The 24,869-nt window shown below is 44.2% G+C and carries 23 protein-coding genes; 14 read left to right on the forward strand and 9 right to left on the reverse strand.

Annotated features, from left to right (window positions below; genetic code table 11):
* The first annotated feature begins 37 nt into the window (after positions 1-37).
* The 3 genes from AHMF7616_RS10670 (at position 38) to AHMF7616_RS10675 (ending at position 3,166) form a co-directional block, all read left to right on the forward strand.
* The gene (locus AHMF7616_RS10670; RefSeq protein ID WP_233507475.1) at positions 38-1,069 is read left to right on the forward strand and encodes a cyclic nucleotide-binding domain-containing protein; all 1,032 of its coding nucleotides are present in this window, start codon (positions 38-40) and stop codon (positions 1,067-1,069) included.
* Positions 1,060-1,443 (forward strand): sensor histidine kinase, encoded by a 384-nt coding sequence (locus tag AHMF7616_RS27100; protein ID WP_233507478.1) that lies wholly within the window; start codon positions 1,060-1,062, stop codon positions 1,441-1,443. Before AHMF7616_RS10670 ends, AHMF7616_RS27100 begins: the two co-directional genes overlap by 10 nt.
* A 61-nt stretch (positions 1,444-1,504) precedes the next feature.
* The gene (locus AHMF7616_RS10675) at positions 1,505-3,166 is read left to right on the forward strand and encodes an NAD(P)/FAD-dependent oxidoreductase (RefSeq protein ID WP_115372874.1); all 1,662 of its coding nucleotides are present in this window, start codon (positions 1,505-1,507) and stop codon (positions 3,164-3,166) included.
* Positions 3,167-3,712: 546 nt separating this feature from the next.
* On the opposite strand, the gene AHMF7616_RS10680 is transcribed toward AHMF7616_RS10675, so the two are convergent.
* The 3 genes from AHMF7616_RS10680 to AHMF7616_RS10690 form a co-directional block, all read right to left on the reverse strand.
* Positions 3,713-3,973: a hypothetical protein gene (locus AHMF7616_RS10680; protein ID WP_115372875.1), complete on the reverse strand. Its 261-nt coding sequence runs from the start codon at positions 3,971-3,973 to the stop codon at positions 3,713-3,715.
* A 118-nt stretch (positions 3,974-4,091) separates the two neighbouring features.
* On the reverse strand, positions 4,092-4,319 hold the full coding sequence (locus AHMF7616_RS10685) for a hypothetical protein (protein WP_115372876.1): 228 nt from the start codon (positions 4,317-4,319) through the stop codon (positions 4,092-4,094).
* Positions 4,320-4,429: 110 nt separating this feature from the next.
* Complete coding sequence (locus AHMF7616_RS10690; RefSeq protein WP_115372877.1) at positions 4,430-4,621, reverse strand: cold-shock protein; 192 nt, start codon at positions 4,619-4,621, stop codon at positions 4,430-4,432.
* A 520-nt stretch (positions 4,622-5,141) separates the two neighbouring features.
* On the opposite strand from AHMF7616_RS10690, the gene AHMF7616_RS10695 reads away from it, so the two are divergent.
* From AHMF7616_RS10695 to AHMF7616_RS10715, 5 genes are all read left to right on the forward strand, one after another.
* Complete coding sequence (locus tag AHMF7616_RS10695) at positions 5,142-5,780, forward strand: vWA domain-containing protein (protein WP_115372878.1); 639 nt, start codon at positions 5,142-5,144, stop codon at positions 5,778-5,780.
* Between the two features lie 162 nt (positions 5,781-5,942).
* Complete coding sequence (locus tag AHMF7616_RS10700) at positions 5,943-7,382, forward strand: PP2C family serine/threonine-protein phosphatase (RefSeq protein ID WP_115372879.1); 1,440 nt, start codon at positions 5,943-5,945, stop codon at positions 7,380-7,382.
* A 291-nt stretch (positions 7,383-7,673) separates the two neighbouring features.
* The gene (locus AHMF7616_RS10705; protein WP_199474171.1) at positions 7,674-9,227 is read left to right on the forward strand and encodes a helix-hairpin-helix domain-containing protein; all 1,554 of its coding nucleotides are present in this window, start codon (positions 7,674-7,676) and stop codon (positions 9,225-9,227) included.
* A 70-nt stretch (positions 9,228-9,297) separates the two neighbouring features.
* The gene (locus tag AHMF7616_RS10710; RefSeq protein WP_115372880.1) at positions 9,298-10,332 is read left to right on the forward strand and encodes a hypothetical protein; all 1,035 of its coding nucleotides are present in this window, start codon (positions 9,298-9,300) and stop codon (positions 10,330-10,332) included.
* A 19-nt stretch (positions 10,333-10,351) separates the two neighbouring features.
* Positions 10,352-11,113: a hypothetical protein gene (locus tag AHMF7616_RS10715; protein WP_233507480.1), complete on the forward strand. Its 762-nt coding sequence runs from the start codon at positions 10,352-10,354 to the stop codon at positions 11,111-11,113.
* A gap of 362 nt (positions 11,114-11,475) precedes the next feature.
* Here AHMF7616_RS10715 and AHMF7616_RS10720 read toward each other — a convergent pair whose 3' ends face one another.
* Positions 11,476-12,630 carry a YncE family protein gene (locus AHMF7616_RS10720; protein ID WP_115372882.1) on the reverse strand — a complete coding sequence of 385 codons (1,155 nt, stop codon included), beginning with the start codon at positions 12,628-12,630 and terminating at the stop codon, positions 11,476-11,478.
* Between the two features lie 177 nt (positions 12,631-12,807).
* Here AHMF7616_RS10720 and AHMF7616_RS10725 point away from each other — a divergent pair, with 177 nt between their 5' ends.
* The 5 genes from AHMF7616_RS10725 to AHMF7616_RS10740 all read left to right on the forward strand — a co-directional run bounded on the left by AHMF7616_RS10725 (position 12,808) and on the right by AHMF7616_RS10740 (position 20,486).
* Entirely contained in the window at positions 12,808-13,671 is an 864-nt protein-coding gene (locus AHMF7616_RS10725) for a DUF6371 domain-containing protein (protein WP_115372883.1), read from the forward strand.
* Positions 13,672-13,759: 88 nt separating this feature from the next.
* Positions 13,760-13,894, forward strand: coding sequence for a hypothetical protein (locus tag AHMF7616_RS27480; protein WP_262511720.1), 135 nt, complete (start codon positions 13,760-13,762; stop codon positions 13,892-13,894).
* A gap of 491 nt (positions 13,895-14,385) precedes the next feature.
* The gene (locus tag AHMF7616_RS10730; protein ID WP_199474174.1) at positions 14,386-17,496 is read left to right on the forward strand and encodes a SusC/RagA family TonB-linked outer membrane protein; all 3,111 of its coding nucleotides are present in this window, start codon (positions 14,386-14,388) and stop codon (positions 17,494-17,496) included.
* Between the two features lie 13 nt (positions 17,497-17,509).
* Complete coding sequence (locus AHMF7616_RS10735; protein ID WP_199474176.1) at positions 17,510-19,042, forward strand: RagB/SusD family nutrient uptake outer membrane protein; 1,533 nt, start codon at positions 17,510-17,512, stop codon at positions 19,040-19,042.
* 22 nt (positions 19,043-19,064) lie between these two features.
* Positions 19,065-20,486 carry an arylsulfatase gene (locus AHMF7616_RS10740; protein WP_115372885.1) on the forward strand — a complete coding sequence of 474 codons (1,422 nt, stop codon included), beginning with the start codon at positions 19,065-19,067 and terminating at the stop codon, positions 20,484-20,486.
* Between the two features lie 152 nt (positions 20,487-20,638).
* Here the strand turns inward: AHMF7616_RS10740 and AHMF7616_RS10745 are convergent, their stop codons facing one another.
* From AHMF7616_RS10745 to AHMF7616_RS26380, 5 genes are all read right to left on the reverse strand, one after another.
* Positions 20,639-21,589, reverse strand: a complete 951-nt coding sequence (locus AHMF7616_RS10745) for an NADP-dependent oxidoreductase (protein WP_115372886.1) — start codon at positions 21,587-21,589, stop codon at positions 20,639-20,641.
* Positions 21,590-21,860: 271 nt separating this feature from the next.
* Positions 21,861-22,679: an ATPase gene (locus tag AHMF7616_RS10750; RefSeq protein WP_115372887.1), complete on the reverse strand. Its 819-nt coding sequence runs from the start codon at positions 22,677-22,679 to the stop codon at positions 21,861-21,863.
* The gene (locus AHMF7616_RS10755; protein ID WP_115372888.1) at positions 22,676-22,900 is read right to left on the reverse strand and encodes a hypothetical protein; all 225 of its coding nucleotides are present in this window, start codon (positions 22,898-22,900) and stop codon (positions 22,676-22,678) included. The genes AHMF7616_RS10750 and AHMF7616_RS10755 overlap by 4 nt, the downstream gene beginning before the upstream one ends.
* Before the next feature lie 110 nt (positions 22,901-23,010).
* Positions 23,011-23,307, reverse strand: a complete 297-nt coding sequence (locus AHMF7616_RS10760) for a HigA family addiction module antitoxin (RefSeq protein WP_317047598.1) — start codon at positions 23,305-23,307, stop codon at positions 23,011-23,013.
* Between the two features lie 123 nt (positions 23,308-23,430).
* Positions 23,431-23,598: a hypothetical protein gene (locus tag AHMF7616_RS26380; protein ID WP_158546142.1), complete on the reverse strand. Its 168-nt coding sequence runs from the start codon at positions 23,596-23,598 to the stop codon at positions 23,431-23,433.
* A gap of 270 nt (positions 23,599-23,868) precedes the next feature.
* Between AHMF7616_RS26380 and AHMF7616_RS10765 the strand changes: the two genes are divergently transcribed.
* Positions 23,869-24,861: a C-terminal binding protein gene (locus AHMF7616_RS10765; RefSeq protein ID WP_115372890.1), complete on the forward strand. Its 993-nt coding sequence runs from the start codon at positions 23,869-23,871 to the stop codon at positions 24,859-24,861.
* Positions 24,862-24,869 lie beyond the last annotated feature (8 nt).

Genomic DNA, 24,869 nt, shown 5'->3' on the forward strand with positions numbered 1-24,869 from the left:
CAAATTCCGGTATATTTCCCGAAACAATCTTCTGCTTATGCAAACAGTTACAACCGAGTGGTTACAATCCATTGATGCGTTAAAAGATGTTCCAGCCGACCAATTGCAATGGTGGCTAAATAACAGCGTGCATCAGGAATTCCCCGAAGACAGTTTTCTTTTTAAAACCGGAGAACCTATTACCGGCACCCACGTGGTGGTAAAAGGCCGCATCCGCTTGTTTGTGCAGCAAAAAACCAATACCCGTAAAATCGGTTATTTTGAAGTGAAAGATATTCTGGGCTACTTGCCTTTTTCGCGCGGTACCGTATCCTCGGCCAACGGCCAGGTGGACGAAGCTTTGCAGATCATGACCTTCCCGGTTGCGAAAATGAAGGATTTAATCATCCAGCACTACGAGCTTACCCAGGCCCTGGTGCATATCATGACCTCCCGCGTGCGGGATTTTACGACCATGCAGCAGCAAAACGAAAAAATGATGGCGCTGGGTAAATTATCGGCGGGTTTGGCGCATGAGTTAAATAATCCGGCCTCGGCCATTGTACGGGGTTCTATTTCTTTAAAAAAACATTTACAACTGGTACCCGAAACCTTTAAAAAAGTCATCGCTATTAAAATGAGTGCCGATGATGTAGATAAAGTAAACGATAAAATGTTTAGCGTGCTGGCCCGCCCGGAAAAGCCTATCCTAACATTAATGCAACGTACAGCCCTGGAAGATGATTTGGCCGAGTGCCTGGAAGGGCTTGCCGTAGAAAACAGCCAAGAGTTAGCGGAGAATTTTATTGAATTTGGCTTTACCTGCAACGATATGGACGAATTCTCGGAGTTAGTGCCACCTGCTTATCTTTCGCCGGTGTTAAACTGGATTAACAATAACCTGGTAACCGAAAAAATGGTGAACGATCTGCAGGATGCCTCCCAGCGCATCGAAAAACTGGTAACCGCCATTAAAAATTTTACCCACATGGACCGCGACCACGATAAAGAATACGCCGATATTCACGGAGGTATTAAAAACACGCTGACCATGTTGGGTTATAAACTTAAAAAAACAACGTGGAGTTAGTAGAAGAATACGATACCGCTTTACCACCCGTAGAAGCTTATATTGGCGAATTAAACCAGGTTTGGACGAACTTAATTGATAATGCCTTGGATGCCATGGACGGCGTTCAAAAAGGCCGTTTAGAAATAAAAACCAAACGGGTAAACCAGTTCGCAGAAGTGTGCATTTCCGACAATGGCACCGGCATACCAGATGAAATTAAAAATCGTATTTTTGACCCATTCTTCACCACCAAAGATGTAGGCAAAGGTACCGGTTTAGGCCTGGACGTAGTGTCCCGGATTGTGCAGCAACATAATGGTTCTATCAAAGTAAATTCCGTGCCGGGCAAAACTTCCTTTATGGTGTACTTTCCGCTGAACGGCCAGACTTAATTTTAAAAAATACTTTATCAAATAGACAATTAGCAGGAAATAAATTACAACTATTTAAATTATGAACGAGCCTATTATCTTTTCAATCGATGACGACATCCAGGTTTTAAGGGCTCTTAACCGTGATTTAAAAGCCCAGTACCGGAAAGAATACAAAATCCTGAGTACGCCCTCGGTGCAGGAAGCCCTGGATAGTTTACTGGAACTCAAAAATAAAGGGGAAACGATTGCCTTGTTTATCGCGGACCAGCGCATGCCCGAAATGGACGGCGTATCGTTTTTAGTAAAAGCCACGGAGTTTTATCCCGAAGCCAAACGGGTATTGCTTACCGCGTATTCCGATACCGATGCCGCCATTAAAGCCATTAACGAGGTGCGTTTAGATTACTATTTAATGAAGCCCTGGGACCCGCCCGAAGACAAGTTATTCCCGGTAATTGATGATTTATTGGATGAGTGGCAACATAGTTACCAACCCGATTTTAAAGGCATCAAACTCATTGGTTACCAGTTTTCGCCTAAGTCGCATACCATTAAAGAGTTTTTGGCGGGTAATCTCATTCCGTACCAATGGCTCGACGTAGAAAAAAGTAAAGAAGCCAAACAATACGTGGATATAAACCAAATTAAAACCAAAGATTTGCCGGCCGTTTTCTTTGAAGATGGTACTTCTATCCAATCGCCTACGCTAAGAGAATTAGCCGACAAAGTAGGTTTAACGCCTATTTTAAAAAACGACGTGTACGATGTCGTGATTATTGGGGCCGGTCCCGCCGGTTTAGCGGCTTCGGTGTACGGCGCTTCCGAAGGCTTAAAAACTCTACTCATTGAGCGGTACGCCCCGGGTGGCCAGGCCGGCACCAGCTCCCGCATCGAAAATTACTTAGGTTTCCCTTCGGGCTTAAGCGGTTCGGAGCTTACCCGTCGGGCCATTACCCAGGCCACCCGTTTTGGTACCGAGTTTTTATCGCCCCAAGATGTAAAAGCCATTCACGAAAAAGACGGGTATAAACGCATTGTACTGGACGGCGGCGAAGAAATTAATACCCGCACGGTGGTAATTACCACGGGGGTCGATTACCGGAAACTGGAAACCAAGGGCGTAGAAGATTTTACCGGGGCCGGCATCTACTACGGGGCCGCCATGACCGAAGCAGCCTCCTGCAAAGACAAAGAAGTGTATATTGTAGGTGGCGGCAATTCGGCGGGACAAGCGGCCATGTACCTGGCTAAATTTGCCCGCCACGTATACATTGTTATCCGCAAAGAAGATCTTACTTCTTCCATGTCGTCCTATTTAATCGACCAGATTAGCGTAACATCTAATATCCAAATATTAGGTAAAACCGAGATTAAAGAAGCCCTAGGCGACGGCAAATTAGAGCAGGTAAAAATTGGCCCGATAAACAGCGACGAAAGTGAAACCAAACAAGCCGATGCTTTATATATTTTTATCGGCGCACGGCCTTACACCGATTGGATTGGTCAGGAAATTATTCGGAACGATAAAGGCTTTATTGAAACCGGCCGCGATGTAAAAAGTTACCATGCCTTTGGTAAAATCTGGAAACTACAACGCGATCCGTATTTACTCGAAACCAGTGCTCACGGTATTTTTGCCGCCGGCGATGTGCGGGCTAACGCCATGAACCGGGTAGCCTCCGCCGTAGGCGAAGGCAGTATGGCCATCAGCTTTGTGCATAAGTATTTAGCCGAAGTTTAATATTTTTAAAAAATAGGTGTTCGTATTATACCTGGCAGGCTATCGTGTTGTAGTTCTTTGGAGTGTTTACCAGTATCCGCGGGCTCTGGTGCTATCTTGTTTGCCTCGTATCGCGTTTGCTGGCTCCGTATGGCTTTTACGGGTGATCTAAGCTTTTTTTCTCGCTCCTCGCAATGCTGCGCACCATAACACGGGCATGCTTTCCGGAGCCAAACTAATGCTGTTTACTGGTAGCATCTACTATTACTAATTAAGCTGTAAGAATTAGTATAAAGTATTTATAGAATGTTGTTTAAGAATTTAAATATCGCCTGCATAAAGAAACCGCTTCCCCAATACTAGAAGAAGCGGTTTCTTTTATATCCAAAAAATTTTCCAAAATAAGATCAGAATAGTAGCACTTTTATCTTCTAAGTAACAGGACAAAATTAAGTTGATAAAAACCCAAGTTTAAGCATTTGATAATCAAATTCTTAACGATCGAACAACGAACAACTAAAAACGAACAACTACTTATTATGGTCTTTTAAGCAATTTTTAACTTACTTAAAACGCAATGGCTTTTAAATAATTTAATCCTTTTTGGGTAACAATGTACTTCTCTTGGCGCGACCGGCGTTTGTCGAGTAAATTTGTTTTGATAAACCGGTTAGTAAGTAAGGCCCCAATGTACCGCGAATAATTACCCGAGGTACAATCCAGGTGGAGGAAATTCAGAATATCTTCCCGGCTTTGCGGCTGTAAACAAAGTTCTAAAATATCCTTCTTTACATCTTCTAAATTTAAAATTTCTTGTTTTTCTACCATAACCCTGATTATCTCTTATTTTTAGATGGTTCTACGTTAAAAAGCTATCTGGTGTATAGCTTGCTTACATAATTATTACGGATAAATACTTAACCCGTAGTCACGCAAGAGTTCTTCATTAATATTGAAACACGAAATTGGTACCGTTCCGGATATACTTTTCGAAAAATGAGTTGTCGTTGTATTCGCCGGAAAGTAATTCGAAGTTATCCTCGTTTTTCTGCGGACGCGTATTCATAAAATTGGCAAGAAACTTTTGATTGTTGGGAGTCCAATCTTTGCCTTTTTGCACCGCCACGCACAGGTATTCGCGGGTAGTCTTATCCACTAAATATTTTCGGTTCATGGTAAAAATTTAAAAATTAACTTAAAACAAATAGGGCCAATTCGGGCCACTGGTAAAAATAAAAAAGCCTTACGGCAGGTAAGGCTTTCGGTATTTAGGTAACTAGCAAATTAAGCGAGTTTCACGTTCACGGCGTTTAATCCTTTTTTACCTTCTTGCAGGTCAAAAGTTACCTGGTCATTTTCCTGGATATCCTGGAGCAAACCAGATACGTGTACAAAATAATCTTGATCTGAATTTGTTTCTTTGATGAACCCAAATCCCTTCAGGTTATTAAAAAATTTTACTGTTCCGTTATTCATAAATTGTTGTTATACTTTTATTACATGCATTTAGCAGTTAAGGTTCATTTGTTTTTTTCAATGCCAACGCCGAATTGTACAAAACTTTATAATTTTAAGGTATAAACCCCATCCAGGACCTGCGTACGCCTAATACCTGCCTCTAAACTTTTTTTAAAAAAAGCCTATTTTCTGAATTTTAAACCGACTTTGTTTTAAGTAATCAGCGAGTAAAACCAGGTTAAAGTAAATTCTTGCAAAATTTTCCAGTTTTTCCGTTTAGAACTCTTTACTACCGCCAAGGCTATTTAACCCCCACCGAATTAAACTTTGAAGAACAACGAACGTTTAAGGGGAACGTTTACCGTGGTATATACTTGAATATTCTAATTTAAAATACGTAAGATTCTACTGCTTAAAATCTATGCTTTACCAAGCTGAGAATTTTATTGACTTAACAGAGTATGGCAAGAACTAAAATTTTAAATTTTGATATACCAACGGCATCCTTAACCATACAACGCTACTAAACACGAAAACTATGAGAAGATTACCCGTCTATTTATTACTAGATACCTCTGGCTCCATGACCGGCGAACCCATTGAGGCCGTTAAAAACGGCGTGCAGGTAATGATCAGTTCGCTACGCCAAAATCCGCAGGCTATTGAAACCGCTTTTATAAGTATTATTACTTTCGATAGTACGGCCAAGCAAGTGGTACCGCTCACGGATTTAGCTTCTTTTCAAATGGTAGATATTAAAGCAACCGGCACTACCAGTTTAGGCGAGGCTTTAAAGCTGGTTGCTACCTGCATCGATAGCGAAGTAACTAAAACTACCGCCGAGCAAAAAGGCGACTGGAAACCTTTGGTATTTATTATGACGGACGGAATCCCGACGGATGATTGGCAAAGCGGCTTAGTCGAATTTAAGCAACGCAAAACTGCCTACACCGTGGCGTGTGCGGCTGGCAGTGCCGCCGATTCTAACTTACTTAAACAAATTACCGAAAACGTAGTGAGCCTCGATACCGCCGACAGCCAGAGCATCGCGAAGTTTTTTACCTGGGTAAGTGCTTCCATTGGGGTTACATCAACCAAAGTAGAAGACGCGGGCAAAGAAGTAACCGGGTTGGGCGAGTTACCGCCACCCCCTTCTGAGTTAAACATTGTTACTTAATAATGCAAATTCAGCACTGCTGTTCTAAAGTTCTGCTGGTGGCGCTTTTTACCCGAGCTCCTGGCTACCATTCGTTTTTATTAGCAAAAGAGCGAATATAAGTTTTTCGGTGGAGATAAAACAGCTGCTTTTAAACACTTACCCATTGCCCTACCATTATTCATGAACTCGGAAAATAACAGCAAAAAAGCTACGGCAAGCGAAATTAAACAGCTGGTAACGCAAATTTTTAAAAATAATAACATCAGCCTGCCTGCTAACCACTCCGGTTTGTTCGAAACGTTTTTGCAGGAAGAGCAAAATCAAGCCCTGATCCAAGCCATCATTCAAAATCAAAACCTGCTTATGCGTAACTGGCAACTAGACGAGCGAATAGCCGAAATTTTGCAACAACCTGTTCGGGTAGTAAATGGCACGGTGGGGAAACCCTACGAGGCCGCATTTGATTTAGAAAAATTTAACTGGACGGATATTACTTTTTTTGAATTACAAGGCCTGGAAACAGTGGGCTTAACATACGACCCGGAAAATAAAAAAATAGCCGGCGTACCCACGCAAAGCGGCGATATACCCCTAACTTTTCAGTTTAAAGTAGCCGGTCAACCAGAAGAAGCTCCTTTAAATAAAAAGCTACTAACCCTGATTATTAACCCGGATCCCAGAAGCTTATGGAAAAATCTGGAAAGTGACCCGAATGATCCGTACGGGAAGGCAGATAATGTTACGGTTTTAGCCCCGCTCAACGACCGGCATATTTTGGTTTCTTCCAAAAGAGGCCGTTCGCACGCCAATATGGGTTCTTTTCGGGAAGATGATTTTGCTTTTAGCGATTTAGCCAATGGTTGGAGCATTGTGGTAGTAGCTGACGGAGCTGGTAGTGCCAAACTCTCCCGGAAAGGGTCTGCGTTGGCTTGCAACGGCATCGTGGAGTATTTTAAAGATCCTGCTTCCGTAGAAAGCATGACGGCCTTTGACGAACTGCTGCTCCAACATACCAACAATCCTACCGACGCTACGCAAAAGGAACTAACCCGGTTCGTGTATAATAATTTGGGCAAAGCGGCTTTTCAGGTACATAAACAACTCGAAGCTTTTGCGGCTACCGTTGGCGCTCCGCTTAAAGATTTAAGCGCCACTTTAATTTTTGCTTTGTTTAAAAAGTACGATACGGGTTACGCACTGCTATCGTTTGGAGTAGGCGATTGCCCGATGGCCGTTATAAACAAAGACGCCTCAGAAGTTACGCTCCTGAACTGGATTGACGTGGGCGAGTTTGGCGGGGGCACCCGGTTTATTACCATGCCGGAAGTTTTCCAAAGCGATAAATTTGCGACCCGGTTTGGTTTTAAACTGATCCCGGATTTCTCGTATTTAATCTTAATGTCCGATGGTATTTACGATCCCAAATTTGTGGTGGAAGCCAATTTACCCAACATTACAAAATGGCAGGAGTTTCTCGGGGATTTAAATGGGCAAAACGAGGCCGGAATACAAGTTGAATTAAACCCCAAAAATCCCGAAATAGAAGCGCAATTTTCCGGATGGATGGATTTCTGGAGCCCCGGCAACCACGATGACCGAACTTTAGCCATTGTTTTTTAAATTTTTGGGATTACAAGTATCCGAAAGTCCCCTCTTAGAAGGGATAGGAGAATGATAAGTTCTAAAAAACACTACTTTCGCGAGCGTCTTCGCTCGTGCAGAATATTTAGGAGGCCTCTGGCCGAGCGAGCCAGTAGTGCTTCTTAGAAGATAAAGAGTAAAATTTCCACCGGCCAGAAACCGGACGATAACACTCACGAGCAAAGACGCTCGCGATAGAATTAGAATTTAACGACCCTGCCTTCCAAGTGGGACAATATAAGGTTAACCATTTATTAAAAAATATAACCTGTGCAGAGCATTATAGGCACTTTTTCTAATAATCCCGGACCGGGTACGAACATAAAAACGGCACCTTCCCTGATTCATCCGGGTAAAACCTACCCGTACGTGGATAATGGCGAGCCCATGCGCGGTGGCATGAAGGATGTTTATTTTGGGCCGGATAAATCGTATGTGGTGGCATTTTACCGCGATAAGCAAGATTATAATTCGCGGGAGCGGCTGAAGAAACTGGTAACCCAGTATCAAGATAATTTTTTTAACCGGGAGGGCGGCGATTATTTTAAAGAACTGTATTGCTGGCCCACCGATATGGTAGAAGTGGCCGGAAAAACCGGATTAGTTGTACCGGCTTATCATAAAAACTTTTTTTTTAAAAAAGGCTACGCTACCAGCGAAGGCATAAAAGGCAAAGAAAAGCAAGGGTTGTGGTTTGCCTCGGCTAAGTTCCGGCACAAGCAATTTACCTTACGCCTCGATGAAAGTGAACTGGGTAACTGGCTCAGCTATTTTCAAATCTGCGTCCGGATAGCGCGCGGGGTAAAACGCTTGCACGCCGCCGGCTTAGCTCATTCCGATTTATCCTACAAAAACGTATTAATCGACCCGGTAAGTAAATCGGCCACGATAATTGATATTGATGGGCTGGTAGTACCGGGCCTATACCCGCCGGATGTAATTGGCACCGCCGATTTTATTGCGCCCGAGGTATTAGCTACCAAGCACCTGAACCTGCGCGACCCGAACCGCAAACACGCGAACCGGACCACCGATTTGCACGCTTTGGCCACGATGATTTATTTGTACCTGCTCTACCGCCACCCTTTAAAAGGCGGCAAAATCAACTCCCTGGACACCGAAGAAGATGATTTGCTCTCGATGGGGGAAAAAGCTTTGTTTATTGAGCACCCCACTGATACCTCAAACCGACCTAAAATCGACCAGGTAAGCAAATGGGCATTGCCCTGGGCGGATGTTACCAAACTGCCTTATACCTTAACCGGGCCTTACCTGAAAACCTTGTTCGATCAGGCCTTTGTTACCGGATTGCATAATCCTAACCTGCGGCCCAATGCCGACACCTGGGAGCAAGCCTTATTAAAAACTACCGATCTCATGCAGCCGTGCAGCAATTTGCAGTGCGACCAAAAGTGGTTTGTTTTTGATAATACTGCTTCCCCGAAATGTCCGTTTTGCGGTACACCGGTAACAGGTACTTTACCGGTACTGGATTTGTATTACGAATTTAAACCTACCGTTTGGAAACCGGAAAACCATCGTTTAATGGTATACCATAATCAATACTTGTTTCAGTGGCACGTTAACCGCAATGTTGTCCGGAACGAGAAACTAACCGCCGAGCAGAAAATACCAGTGGGTTATTTTACTTATTTCCAGAATAAGTGGGTATTCGTTAATCAGAAACTTACTTCTTTAAAAGACTTAACCGAAGACAAAGAAATTCCCGTTAATACCATGGTAGATATTACCGATGGCAAGCGCTTACTATTAGCTAAAGAAGAAGGCGGTCGGGTAGTGGTAATAACGATGGCGAACAAGTAAATAAAGCTTCCGAAATAATTAAAATTTAAAAAATAATCAAAACCTTAACGCTAATCAACCTACAGCTAAAATGAGACTGAAACCAGCCGGTATAATCGTAATTCTTTTAATAATAGGCGTATTGGCTTATTTTGCCATTGGTCCCCGTTTATCAGAAATCCGGAAAGAGAATTCCAACCCTATCGCCACCACTCCCCCCGCAGCCGATAATTCGGTTGAAAACAGTGGTACGGCCGCCACCACCCCATCTACCTCATCTGGTAACCAAAAGGCTACCACTCCCCCCAACTCTGAAGACCGGGAATTTAATTACACCCCCGAAAAACCTGAAAACGGAACCTTGCGCGGCGTAGTAGAAGTGGGCGCTACCGGTTTTAATTCGTTTGTAATCAACATGGATAGTCAAAAACGTTGGGAAATTGTATCGAAAGATTTTGGACAATCACTAGCCTACGAAGGTTTAGCTACCACCGAAGATATTCGGACCGGTTTAAAAAAGTACTTGGCCAGCATGTTTGATAAAGGCGTTTCTAAAAACAACATGCACTTTGTTATTTCTTCCGGCGCGCAAAAAGAACCAAAAACAAGCACCATCAGCAACGAATTAAAAAAAGTAGGCTACGTGGTAAATAATGTTACCGCCGCGCAGGAAGGAAAATTTGGTTTTCGGGCCACGGTACCCCCCGCGTTTGCGGATAATTCTTTTCTGGTAGATATTGGTTCGGGCAATACCAAAATATCGTGGGAAGAAAACGGAGACCTTAAATCCATTGAATTGCCCGGGGCTAAGTACTACGAAAAAGGTACTTCCGATGAACAAGTGTATAACACAGTAAAAGCCCAGGTAAGTAAAATCCCCGAAAACAAACGGAATGTTGGTTTTGTACTGGGGGGCGTTCCGTTTACCCTGGCTAACCAGCACCGAAACGGCGAAGAACGATACACGGTTTTAAAAAACCCGGGTGATTATAAAGCCGCCGATAAAAAAATGGCCGCAGGTTTGAATATTTACAAAGGCATCGTAGACGCCACGAACACCGATACTTTTGTTTTTGACTGGGATGCTAATTTTACCATTGGCTTCTTGTTAAGTTTAAACAAATAATTATTTAACTATGAGTTTTTTGAAGCAGCTATTAACGCCTTTCGTGGAGTTTGAGGACGATCAGAAAAAAGTGCCGGCGCCGGAAAACACCCCACCGGCGCCAGTTGCTAAACCACCAGTTGTTAAACCAGCTGTACCAACGCCTGCTGCCACCCCGCCTCCGGTAAAACCAACAGCCCCGGTTGCAGATGTACCGGCACAACATCCTTTAATTAATAGCAATAATACCCCGGCAACGCCCCCAACGCCTACTTATGCGCCCGGTGGCACTATAGCTACACCGTTACCGGAACATGAGCAGTATTTTGAAAATTTGATAAATGAAGCAAACCTGAAACACCCCTTATTCCAAGGTACCGATTACAAAGAGTTTGTGGATAGCAAAGTAGATATTGACGATATTCAGGATGAAGCTTTGCGTTATAAAACAGCCTATAACGTATTGAAGAGCACTGGCCTTACCAAAGAAAAATTACTCTCGACGGGGCAGGAATATTTAAATTTAATCGGCCGCGATCTTAATTCCTTTCAAAGCGCACACGCGCAACAATACCTGAAAGAAGTAAAACAAAAAGAACAGGTTATTCAGAAAAAAGCCGAAGAGCTGCAAACGTTAACCCAACGCATAAACGCTCTTAAAGCGGAGATAAACCAAATTACCCAAGATATAAACCGGACGAAAGACCAGCTCAACGTTACTAAAAACTCCTTTCTGCTAGCCGGAGAAAACAAGCAAAAAGAAATTGAAACGGAATTACAGAAGATAGCCCAGTATTTTTAATACTTATAATTTTTTAAATTTTTACTGCCTTAAACGGTTTTGCGGGAGTAATAATCTTATGCCAAATAGTAAGTAGATTTTCCCAAAATAACTATTGGTTATGAAGTTCTTTGGCGTTGGTTCCCGTATAAAATCTTATTCTTACTTTTCCTCATTCTTTAACAAGATGAGTCAGAAAAGCCAAAGCTACAAGCCACTGATACTCGTTTAGCTGTGGAGCGCCAGAGCATGGAGACGGAAACTGGCTCTAAAGAGAGGCTGGGAAAAGTAGTAAACTCCCCTTCTGTGGCAGCAATTATTTACTATCCAGTATAATTAGCTTTTTTATTTTCGATCCAGTATAGCAATAGGAATGATAAATTTTAAAAAACAGCACTTTTGGTAGTGGCGCGTCCTAGGCCAAACTGATCGCCGGCTTTTACCACTTGGTTGTTTATGAAATGCACTTCCACCATTTTCTCGCTAGCTACATTATTGTAATTTTCGTCTTGCAGAATAAACAAGGTCTTGCGGGTTTTCACGTCGATTACTTCGCCGCTGGATGGATAAGCGTATTTACCATCCAGGCTGAAAGTGATCCAACCGGGCATATCTTGTAAAGGAATAGTGGTAAGTTGTTGGTAAGGTGGGGTAGCGTTAAAAACGTGCATCCGCATGTTAAAGCCGTCGGCGAGCCACACTTCTTTTTCGTCGGGGGTTAAACCAATGCCGTGACTGGGATTGCCGTGCCGCCGCACCGGGCCTTTGTTCCAGCCTTCTACTACTTTTCGTTCGAGTAATTTGCCAGTTTTCAGGTCGCCTACTTCAAAGCCCAGCAAACTATCTACGGTAACAAACGCTAAAGTTTCGGTGCTGTTAATAGTAAACGGCCGGATGCCAGCGCCAAACGGACCTACTTTTTTCACGATGGTGTGGGTTTTAGTATCTGCCACGTGCAGCAAGGGCGAGGCAATATCGGCCAGGTACGCATACTTGCCCGACGGTCCGTAGATTGTGTTATGGGCCCGGCCCACTACTTCTATTTTCTTAAGAATATTTCCCGTTTCACAATCTACCACGTTCCAGAAAGTATTTTCCAACGAGGGCAGGTACATGGTTTTACCATCCGGCGAAATAGCCATGCGGTCGGCGCCACCCACAAAAGGTTTTTCCCACACTATTTTATCGGTAGTTAAATCAATGCGCTGCACCGATTGCAGGGTGCTCACGTAAATGCTGTGGAGCGGCACACTCACGGCAACCCCTTTTACATTGGCCGGTTGGCCGTTCTCGCGTAAGCCCCGGGTTTTAATCCGTTTTACAAATTGGTGATTATTATTTATATCAAATACCAAAATACCATGGCCTCCGTAACCCAAATAATCCCGGATACCCGGCACAGCAACGTACAAAAAACGCCCGTTACCCGGTGCCTTGTTATTTATTACCGAACTAAGTTCTGCTTTAGGCGCCCAGGAGATAAGAACCAAAAGAAGTAATCCGCTGAGCCATCTGGTTACGGGTTTTGTTGCTTTCATATCTTACAGGTGTTTAATATTCTTTAGATCTGAAATGTAATAAATTAACCGCTTTACTGCCAGTTAAATATCGGGTAATCTGTTGCACCTTGTTGTTAACTAGTTTTTTTAAATTTTTTTATGGGTGATGCCAAAGCCAGGAGAATTGCTTATAATTACTAATCTATAGCGTGGCTTATGCATTTCAAGTTTGTTGCGTCTAACCGGTTTCGGGTAGCTCCTCATTGCCCTTGTGGTAAAAATAACCGGGACGGCAAGTTCTCTCCTATTATTCTGGACGGAATACCTGATCCGACGTTTGGGCATTGCCACAGCTGCGGGCAAAGTTTTTTTCCAAACGCTGCTGCCAAGGAAAATTTAGCCGGTCCGGTTCTTATTTCCGCCTCCCCAAAACTCGCCCGCACAATTGCCACGGGTTTAGTAAAGCAAACGCTAAAAAGTTATCACCACAACAATTTTGCACTTTGGCTGCAAGCCAGGTATCCTACTACCGCCGATTATTTGTTGCAGTATTTTTCGATTGGTACTACCAAAGCCGGAGGCACCATTTTTTGGTACCAGGATAAAGCCGGAAATTATCGAAAACCCAAGCGTATTTACTATAAACCCGATGGCCACCGCGTAAAAGCCAGCGAAGACGAAGCTAAAAGCAAACCGAGTCCTTTAGTATTCACGAACCAGGCCGGTTACGAATATTGCTTGTTCGGCGAATTTCAGTTAGCGCAGTACCCCGCCACCGCTAAAATAGTCATGGTCGAAAGTGAAAAATCGGCCCTGATCGGGCACGTGCATTTCCCGGATTTTATTTGGTTAGCTACAGGTGGGGCCGTCAGTTTAAAAAAAGAACGCGCGGCGGTATTACAAGGCCGTAAAGTGTTGATAATACCGGATATGCACCAAACCGGCCGGGATGGAGCTTTGCGGATGCAAGTTATTTTAAAATCCGTAGGGGCCCGCACCCGCATCATAGACATGGACAAAGACCGGCAAGACGGCGACGATATTGCCGATATTTTGATCAGGCGCGCCGAAATCCGGTAAGCAGCCGATTACTCGCTTACCGTGTTTTTCTCTCGACATTAATATAATAAGCTTTCCCAATTCCACCAGCCTGCTTCTGTCTACAGGTATGATAGAGAACAAGCGGTATCTGGCGAAAGAAACAAAGCTAAACGGGTTTATAATCCGAATAGCTTCTGGTATGGCTCTAGGTCAACAAATAGTCTATCTGGTACAAACCAACAGTCTTTGGGATTACCGGTAAATAAAACCAGTTTCCGGCGTTAATTTCCGCTTAGGCCTATCAGGCAATTTCATTCTCCTGGCTACCTGGTTTTAATTGTCCCTCTAAAAAATTCATTTACAACTAAATCTCTACTAATTCTATAGATAATATTTTGTATTTAGATCTAATTTTTATCTTTGCCTCCTAAACTTTCAAAACATTGCTTTTAACCAGCGAGTCCCTAACCAGAAATTACAATAGTGCCTGCTTAAACAGTATTATCACAAGCATATTAGCCGACCAAAAAGAACAGGATACGAGAAAAAGAACCAGCTTCAACCCCAAAAAAGAAAAAATTTAAAAATTCTCACTTTTTAACTAATCACTATGCGCTAATCTTACTTCCACTCTCAGAACCGACAAGTTTCCTTATTGGTTTAGTCAGGTAAAAAGCAGTTCGTATCGCTAATTACTGCTGCATTTTCCCGCCTTTGTTTATACGTGCATCACCAACTAAACTTTTTAAATGTATGAAAAAATATAGCTTTACTAAGCTATCCATTCTCCGGAAAACCGGACAACTCTCGTCGTTGGCAATATTAATGCTGGCCATGAGTTCCGAAGTAAGGGCATTTTCCTTTGTAAAATCTCCTATCAGGGTAATAATCAATTCACCGGACCAACTAATTACAGGCAAAGTAACCGGCGATAAAGGAGAAGAACTACCGGGCGTCAGCGTACGGGTGAAAGGAAGCCAGCAGGGAACTACAACCTCGCCCACCGGCGAATTTGAATTATCGGTGCCGGAAAACAGCGTGCTGGTTTTTTCTTTTATCGGGTACAAAACGTTGGAAGTACCTGCTGCCCAAGGCCAGCTAATTGTAAAATTACTGCCCGACCAGGAACAACTGAACGAAGTGGTAGTGGTGGGTTATGGCTCCCAGAAAAAAGTAAACGTAACGGGTTCGGTAACCAGTTTAGACCAAAAAGTACTAGCTAACCGGCCAATCACCAACTCTACGCAAGCATTGCAAAATTTACCCGGGGTATTCACGAACCAAACCAAAGGGCGGCCCGGTGCCGATGCCGCTACCATCCGCATCCGGGGCGTAGGTACTTTAAATAACAGCAATCCGCTGGTATTGGTGGATGGCGTAGAGTTTCCGTTGGGCGATGTAAACCCGAATGATATTGAAAGCATTACGGTGCTGAAAGATGCGGCTTCGGCGGCTATTTACGGAAACCGCGCCGCGAACGGCGTTATTCTGGTAAAAACCAAAAGCGGCCAAAAAGGTACTTTCCGGGTGGATTATAACTTTTACGTGGGGAAACAAAAAGCCACCCAGTTCCCCGACGTAGTAACCAATTCCATCGAGTATATGGAAGGCAAAAACCGGGCTTTGGCTAACGAAGGCAAACCGGCCGAAAGTACGCCCGCTCTGCTGGAAGAATACCGCAACGGCACCGACCCGTACATTTACCCCAACACCAACTGGTTTGATTTGATGTTTCGCTCCGCTCCCATCCAGGAACACAACCTACGGCTTTCCGGTGGCAGTGAAAAAACCGCCTTTTCGGTTTCGTTAGGCTATTTAAACCAGCAAGGCATTCTGATCCAGACTTCGGGCAAACGGTATTCTTTAAACACGAATGTTTCCGCGGACATCAGCAAAAAAGTAAAAATTGGCGCCAGTTTAATTGGTAATTTCTGGATAAACCAAGAAAGTGCTTACAGCGCCGACGAAGGCAACGGCGAAGGCGGCTTAATGGGTTTAATTTACCGCGGTTTACCCATGCAAACGCCGTACGCCCCAAATGGCACTTACGCTGACCAGTGGATTCGGGTACCCGGCCATAACTTTTTCCGGAACCCGGTAGCTCTATCCAAAGAAGGTTTCCGGAAAAATAACCAATACCGCACCTTGGCCAATTTGTTTCTGGAATACCAATTACCATTTAACATTCGCTACAAAACCACCATAGCCACTAATATTTTATTTGGCGTAGAAAAATACTCCTATCCGCAAATAAATTTGACTAATCCTAAAACCGGTGTCATCAGCCCAATTGGTAATACTCCTTTGCGCGGCATCCGGCAGATTAGCCAGAACAACATTAACTTAACCAATTTCCATACTTTAAATTGGGAGCAAACCTTTAACCAACATACCCTTACTGCCTTGGCTGGCTTTAGCGTCGAAAAGTTTAACGATGGCAATTTCTCGGCTTATAACCAAGGGTATTTAGGCAACGATTTAACCGAATTAAACGCCGGCAGCACCGCACCGCAGGTAACCGGCACCTCGGGCCAATCGAGACTGCTTTCCTATTTTGGCCGCATTAATTACAACTACGCCGAAAAGTATTTACTGGAAGCCAACTTCCGCTACGATGGCTCCTCGCGGTTTGCGCCCGGTAACCGCTGGGGATTTTTTCCGTCGTTCTCGGCGGGCTGGCGTTTGAGCGAAGAAGAATTTTTAAAAAATAACCCCTTTGTGAGTAATTTAAAACTGCGCGGCTCTTACGGTCGTTTGGGTAATCAGTTAATTCCCTTATTCAGCTACGTCGATGCTATTTCTTTAGGTCAGGGCTATAACTTTAACAATACCCTGGTGAGCGGCGCCGCTATTACTCAACTCAGCGACCCTAACATTACCTGGGAAACCACCACCATGCTGGACTTTGGCTTAGAAGGCGGCTTTTTTGAAAACCGCTTATCTTTTGAAATAGATTGGTTCGATAAAAAAACTTCCAACATTTTACGACAGGTGGCTATTCCGGCCCAAGTCGGCAATTTGGATGGACCTTTTCGGAATATTGGCGCGGTAACCAACCAAGGCGTGGAAGTAAATATAGGTTTTCGGAATTCCATTCAGCAATTCCGGTACAGTGTGGATGCGAACGTAACTTTTTTAAAAAATGAAGTAACGGATCTGGATGGCCAGGTGTATTACAACGGCAATACCATTACGCAGGAAGGCTCCGCCATCAGTGCTTTTTATGGCTTAGAAGCCGAAGGCATCTTCCAGAATAAAGATGAAATCCAGAACCACGCTTTTCAGAACGCCGGCACCCAGCCCGGCGATTTAAAATACCGCGACATCGATGGCAATAAAGTCATCGACAACAACGACCGGGTAGTGATTGGCAACAGCATTCCGCAATATACCTACGGCTTTAATTTAAGTGCCAGGTACAAAGACTTGGAGCTGAGCGCCATTTTTCAAGGTTTGGCCAACGTGGACACCTATTTAACCGGTAACCTGGCCCAGCCCTATAAAAACGGCGCCGGCGTTACCCGGGAATGGCTCACCAATTCCTGGACGCCGGAAAACCCCACCGCGAAACTGCCGCGCTTAACTACTTCCAACGGGTATCCGCAAAATTATCTTACTTCCAGTTTCTGGATCAAAGATGCTTCTTATTTACGGTTAAAAAATATTCAGCTCAGTTACAATTTGCCGAAAACTTTGTATACCAAAGGGGGCATTACTCAATTTAAGTTATTTGTAAACGCCCAGAACTACGTAACCTTTACCCAATTTAAATTCAGCGATCCGGAAAGAAATTTAACCCGCGGTGATTTAATTGAATACCCGAATGCCAAAAGTTTCACGGCCGGTTTAAATGTTTCGTTTTAATTACTTCGACCTCATGAAAAAATTTATTTTTTATACCCTTGTCTTATTTTGTTTCAGCAGCTGCCAGGATTCGTTTCTGGACGTAACGCCGACCGATAGGTTTACCCAAGAAACTTACTGGAACACCAAAGAACAAGCCGAAGCGGCTTTAAATGCTACCTACGCCGTTATTGTAAATACCAATTCATTGTACTCGGCCGGTAATACCGTTTACCTCGATGCCCTTACGCCCAACACCTACCAGTATAACCGCGACGAAAACATTATTTCGCGGGGCTTACACAATGCCGCTACAAGTATATTTAATACCACCTGGAACACCAGCTACCTGGGCATTGGCCGGGCCAATAATTTACTGGCCAATATCGATAAAGTAGCCATGGATGAGGTGCTGAAAAACCGGTACAAAGCCGAGGCTAAATTTTTGCGGGCTTTGTTTTACTTTCCGTTGTGGAATTTATACGGCGGCGCTCCTTTAATAACCGAAGCCACCAATTACGAAACCCAGGCTACTTTACCCCGGAACTCCGGAGAGGAAGTACTGGCCCAAATTTTAAAAGATTTAGACGAAGCGGCGGCTGGGGATGTGTTACCTCTTACTTACACCGGCGCCGATAAAGGCCGGGTAACCCGCGGTGCGGTTTACGCTTTTAAAGCCCGCATGTTATTGTACGCCAGCCGCTGGGAAGAAGCCGCGGTAGCCGCCAAAAAGGTAATTGATTTAAATACTTATTCGCTATTCCCGAACTACCGGGCTTTGTTTTACCTCGAGAACGAAGGCAACACCGAAGTTGTCTTTGATGCGCAGTACAAGTTTCCGGAGTTTACCCATTCTTTAGACGTGAGTTTAGATCAGCAATTAGGCTCGGCGCCTTTACCCGGCCTGGTAGACGATTATTACGCTACCGATGGTTTGCCCATTGCCAGCTCCACCGTGTACAATCCGGCTAAGCCGTTTGAAAACCGCGACCCGCGCTTACAAGCTACCGTAATTATTCCGGGTACTACTTTTAAAGGCGCTCCCGTTACGGACATTCAGTACCCCAGCACTGGTTACGGACTAAAGAAGTACACTATTTTTAAGGATAGCGAAAAGCCAACCATTGTACCCACCAGTAATACCTCGGAGTTAAACTTTATTATCTTGCGCTACGCCGATGTATTGCTCATGTACGCCGAAGCTCAAAACGAAGCTTTTGGTCCGGAATCCGGTGCCGATAAAAATTTAACCGTAGCCCAAGCGGTAAATTTAGTACGGCAACGGGTTCAAATGCCTGCTCTTCCAGCTGGCTTGTCGCCAGAGCAAATGCGGGCCGAAATCCGGCACGAACGTCGGGTAGAACTGGCGGCCGAAGGTTTGTATTATTACGACATTCGACGTTGGAAAATTGCCGAACAAGTCTTAAACACCGACGTGTACAACAACAAAGGTGGCCGGATTGATAACCGGATGTTCAACGCCGGGCGTGATTATTTATGGCCCATCCCCTCCATTGCTATTCAGAATAACCCGGCTTTAAAGCAAAACCCGGGTTACGGTAATTAATCTTTTTTTTTAAATTTTTACTATGAAACACCTCTTAAAAGCATTCATCCTGGTGGGAATTCTCTTCTCGGGACAAACCAAAGCCCAGACCCCGAAACCAAAAAAGCCCAACATTATTTTTATTCTGGCCGATGACCTGGGCTACGGCAACTTAACCAGCTACAACAAAAATTCGCCGATCCCTACGCCCAACATCGACCGGCTGGCAAAAGAAGGCACCAAGTTTACCCGCTTTTATTCCGGTAGTACGGTGTGCGCGCCTTCCCGCTGCGCTTTAATGACGGGCTACCACATGGGCCATGCCTACGTGCGGGGCAACAGCAAAGCCAAAGACGGCACCGGTGCTTTACGCGCCCAGGATACTACCATGGCTCAGCGTTTGCAGCAAAACGGCTACTTAACCGGCATGTTCGGCAAGTGGGGTTTGGGCGACGAAGAAACGCAAGGCGCCCCGCACCTGAAAGGCTTTAACGAGTTTTACGGGTACTTAGACCAGGCCCACGCCCATGATTATTACACCAACCGCTTACTGGAAATCCGGGACAACAAAACCCAGGCCGTTAAAGTAGACACCACCCAGTACACCCAGGATTTAATCGTGAACAAAGCCTTAGCTTTTTTAAAAAATCATAAAGAAGATCCGTTTTTCCTATACCTGCCTTTAACCTTACCGCACGCCGAACTAAAAGTGCCGAAAGAATTACTAAAAAAATTCCAGAATCCGGATGGCACTAGTAAGCTGGGTCCGGAAAAGCCTTTTAAAAAATTAAATAACTACGATAGCCAGGCCCAACCGCACGCCGCTTTTGCCGCTATGGTTTCTAAGTTGGATGGCGACGTCGGTAAAGTGGTTGCATTAGTGAAACAACTCGGCCTCGACGACAACACCTACATCTTTTTTACCAGCGACAATGGTCCGCATAAAGAAGGCGGCGGCGACCCGGTTTTCTTTAACAGCAGCGGTCCGCTAAAAGGTGTAAAACGCGATTTGTACGAAGGCGGTATTCGGGTGCCGTTACTGGTCAGGGCGCCTGGCCGCGTACCCGCTGGTAAAGTAACCGACCAACCCTGGGCTTTCTGGGACATTCTGCCTACCGTGGGGCAACTAACGGCTACCCCCGTGCCTGCTAACATCGACGGCCTTTCCTTTACGGATGCTTTGGCTGGAAAAACTCCGGTTAAAAAACACGACTACCTCTACTGGCAGTTTAAAGAAGGCGAATTAAAAGAAGCGCTGACGCAAGGCTATTGGAAATTAATCCGGTTTAAAGACGAAGGCAAACCCGAAGTACTGGAGCTCTACAACCTCCAGAATGACCTGGGCGAAAAAAACAACCTGGCCGCTAAAAACCCCGCCAAAGTAAAAGAATTAAAAGCCTTAATGACGCGCGCCAAAACCCCTTCCGAGAATAAAACTTTCGACTGGGCTTCGGTGGAGCAATAAAGTTTGTCTCCTGCGCATTATCGATAAAAATGTTTTTCTTTGAGGTGCCCTAAGGTTAGAATTTTTTAAATTTTTTGCATGTGCAGTACTTACTGGGAGCCTATTTCCGGCTCCCAGTCATATTTCTCCTCAAACCATCGTCATTGATCCCGCTACGGTACCAGCACAATTTTACCGGTAGTATGGTGGGTTTGAATCTGATTGAAAGCTTCTACGGTTTGATCTAAAGTAAACGTTTCGCTCACGTGTACGCGCAGTTTTCCGGCATTTGTTAATTCCCGCAAGTGCTCCAGTTGCGAGCTGTTGGGTTCCACGAAAACGTATTGAAAATGGATAGCCGGGTTCAGGCCTTCGCCGTGGTGCAGAATGGAAACCAGCTTACCCGCGGGTTTCAGGGCTGGTAAGCTTTGCTGCAAGGTGTCACCGCTGGCGCAGTCGAAAATTAAGTCTACTCCTTTCGGCATTATTTCTTTTACCATCACCCCGATATTGCCTTGCTGATAATCCAGGGTAAAATCGGCGCCGAGTTGTTGCATGTAGTCGTGGTTTTTGGCACTGGCCACCCCAATTACACGGGCACCTTTGGCTTTAGCCAATTGAATACCCAAACTGCCTACTCCACCTGAAGCACCCAATATTAAAACAGTTTGGTCCGCCTGCAAATTACCCGCCTCGTACATGCTTTGATACGCCGTAAGCCCTACCAACGGAATACCCGCCGCTTCTTCAAACGAAACGGTTTCGGGCTTGTGCGCCAGGTAACTCTCCGGAATAACAATATACTCGGCAAAAGTGCCGTATTGCACCAAGGGCCGCCGGGCATACGCATATACTGCATCCCCCACAGCAAACCGCCGAGCACTAAAACCCCGGTCTGCCACAACACCCGCCATGTCCCAGCCCGGGATTATCGGAAACCTGTACGGCAAATAATTTTTTAAAAAACCTTCCCGCACCGCTGCATCCACGGGGTTTACACCGGCCGCTTTTATTTTTACAAGTACTTCGCTTTCTTTTAACTCAGGTATAGTTATGGAACGAATCTGAATTTTATCTGCTCCGCCAAACTCTTCGTAAACCGCCGCTTTCATTTCTTTTTCCATGGAGGTAAGGTATTAGGTATATAGGACTTATACCTGGATTTATGGAAGGAGGTTGAGCTGGTAAAAATTCAATATATTATTTAACTTCTGATAGAGCATATTTTATATTAAACAATTAAGTACTCAAAAGCTATATATAATAAGTTTTATAAGCTATTTCATATAGTTTTATTACTGAAATTCTCAGGCATTGCATCCCAAGTCCTACCTAGTAGAACCCTTCCATTAGCTTTTATATTAGAGCCACCAAAGTTTTAAAAACTTAATTTATTTAAACAAGCCCAGTTTCCTGCCCCTCTACATATTTTAAGTACCATTCCGGAAGTTCGGTAGCATGGTATATTATCTCCCCTTCCGGCGAGAGTTCGGCAATTAATACTGGTTGTTCCCCTTCAGAAGAGTTATCAAAAAGATAAGCTCGAGAACTGTTCTGCAATGCTTGTTTTAAGTTTTCAAGCGTTTTTTGATACCGCTGAATGATAGCATGATCGGGTACAGGATGGCCGCCCTGGGTTACGCGGTAATGAACCCTGCCAAGGTTGATTTTAACATCTTTAGTAGTTACAAAATATAGATAAGTCCGGTACCCAGCAGCTTGAGCATTTTTAAGCAACGTTACTTTATCTTGGCCCGACATTACGGTTTCGAAAGAAAAAGATTGCCTGGTTGCCAGCAGCTCCTGCCTAAGCCAATCTGATAGAATGGCGGCCAAGTAATTTCCAACATAATCAGCCGAAAATCCGGACTGGGAATCAAGGAAAAACGGAACGGAGGAAAAATCCGCTACTGTGCTAGTTACTTTAAGGTTTGTAAATAAATGGCTTATACCTTTATTAATCGCCAACGGGTGGGTTGTAAAGAAAGCTATAAAATTGTTTTGCGCTGGAATTGGTAAATTATATTGTTCAAAAAGCAAGGTTGGCTGCTCACGAAGTTGTTTCAGAAACTCATCCGCGTTAATGTAGTGCCCGAAAAATTCAGTTGATTCGTATCCCAGTTGTCCAAGTTTATGAGCGACATAGTCTTTCAGCACACTCTTACCAGAACCGTTAGGTCCGGCAAACATACGCAGGCGAAGCCAATTACTCATCTTATTCTAAATCCACTCTTACCAGGAATTACTTTTTTACCAGGTTTTACTTTTCCTATTATTTTTTCATGGCCGTCTGAGCCGATTTCCACTATTTCGGAACCTCTTACAACAGTTACCGTCTGCCCGGAAGCAATAGCATTTTTATAAGCAGCTTTAAAAGCTTCCTGCGCTAATCCAGGAATAAGTTCTTCCGATTCTTCGTTTATATGCTTTTTCATTAATGCAAGATTTAAGTTTATTAAATATACATAGAATACAACAAAACGGTTTAGATTTCCAGTAACACTCAATAATAGCAAATCATTTTAAACGCGCCTAAAACAATCATTCAACTTCCTATATCCAGAAAATAGCAAATTTTGCTTACATCTACTTTCTGCCGTGCTTGCCACAATTCATAGTTCTTCTGTAGGTTTAACCAGAACTCCGGGGTGGTGCTAAACGCCACTGAAAGCTTCCGGGCCATTTTGGTGCTTATGCCCGTATGCCCATTTAAAATAAGTGATAAATGTTTACGGCTACTTTCTAAAGCTGCGGCTACTTCCGTTACGGTTTTATTCAGGCCATTTATGTATTCCCGCAGTATTTCGCCGGGATGCGGCGGGTTGTGCATCATCATATTCATACGCTCTGATTTAATGGTATTCCAAATAATTTAGGTTCAGTACCTCCACTATTACTTTTACAAAAAGGAAGGTGCTATGTAGTGAGATAAAGTATAAAAATTTAAAAATTGTCCACAGTTTTATCATCCTACCATCTCATCCAAATTTTTATCCTTGTTCAGTAAGAACTGCTGCTGGTGGAGGAGTTCCAGTTTTTTTAAAATTTGGAGGAGTTGCTGCTGTTCGAGTAGGTCCAGGTTGCCGCTGATGATGCGGGATACTTGGCGGATGTGCTCTAGTGGGGAAAACAAAGCCGCTTTACCGCGGTCGTTACTGGTTAAGTATATCTTTCTTTTGTCGGCTTCGTCGCGGATTTTGTTTACCTAACCTTGCCGGATGAGGCGTTTGATAATTATGGTATTGATTTCTTCGCCCTCCTTTTGTTTTTAACGAAAACCAAGTTCTTTACCATGAATCACGAAGAAAGGATTAAATATTAGTATCCTACTAAAGAAGGTTTTTATCTATCTTTCCTGTTGGTAAGCTGATTCTTGCTATACTTTTACTAAGTCTTTCTTTAAATGAGCAAAAAATACCGGGTAGTTATTACTGACTTTTTGAGCGATTCTCTGGAAACAGAAACTAAAATTTTAAATAATCTGGCCGATGTAGTGGCTCTGAATGCTTTTTCAGAAGAAGATTTAATGGGAAAAATAGAAGAAGCGGATGCGGTTATTTTGTATCATTTGCTTACTATTTCTAAAAACACCATTGCTCGGCTTAAAAACTGCCGTTTAATCGTTCGGGCCGGGGTTGGAATCGACAATGTAGATTACCGGTATGCCCGCACTTGCAATATACCGGTTGTAAACATTCCGGATTACGGTTCAGAAGATGTGGCGGATACGGCCATGGGCATGTTGCTTTCGCTGATGCGCGGAGTGCATTTTTTAAATTCCCGCCTGCGCGCCGGACAAGGCGAGTGGAGTTATACTCAAGTGCAGCCACTGCGCCGTTTGCGCGGTTGTTCTTTGGGAATAATAGGTCTTGGTCGGATTGGTACCGCCATGGCCTTGCGGGCCAAAAGTTTGGGCATGGAGGTAAGCTTTTACGATCCTTATAAACCCGATGGCTATGATAAAGCCTTGGGCATTAAACGGGTGGAAACCTTGCCCGAATTGTTGGAAAAATCGCAGGTAGTAAGCTTGCATTGTCCTTTAACCGAAGAAACGCAGCACTTAATTAATGCCTGTTCTTTGGCGTATATGGCACCGGGCGCTTACCTGATTAATACCGCCCGCGGCGCTGTAGTGGATACCAGCATTATACCAGAAGCTTTGGTAAGTGGCCAATTAGCCGGAGCGGCCTTGGATGTGTTGGAACAAGAACCACCCGGTAATAATCCGCTTATCCAGGCCTGGCAGGATCCGCAACACTCGGCTCACCACCGCCTTATTCTTAATCCGCACGCGGCTTTTTACTCCGAAGAAGGTTTGGCCGAAATAAGAGTAAGAAGCGCTCAGGCTTGTTTAAATGCTCTCGCGGGCAAGCCTTTGCGAAACGTTATTAATTAAGAAATAGA

The organism is Adhaeribacter pallidiroseus, assembly GCF_003340495.1.
Classification (GTDB): Bacteria; Bacteroidota; Bacteroidia; order Cytophagales; family Hymenobacteraceae; genus Adhaeribacter; species Adhaeribacter pallidiroseus.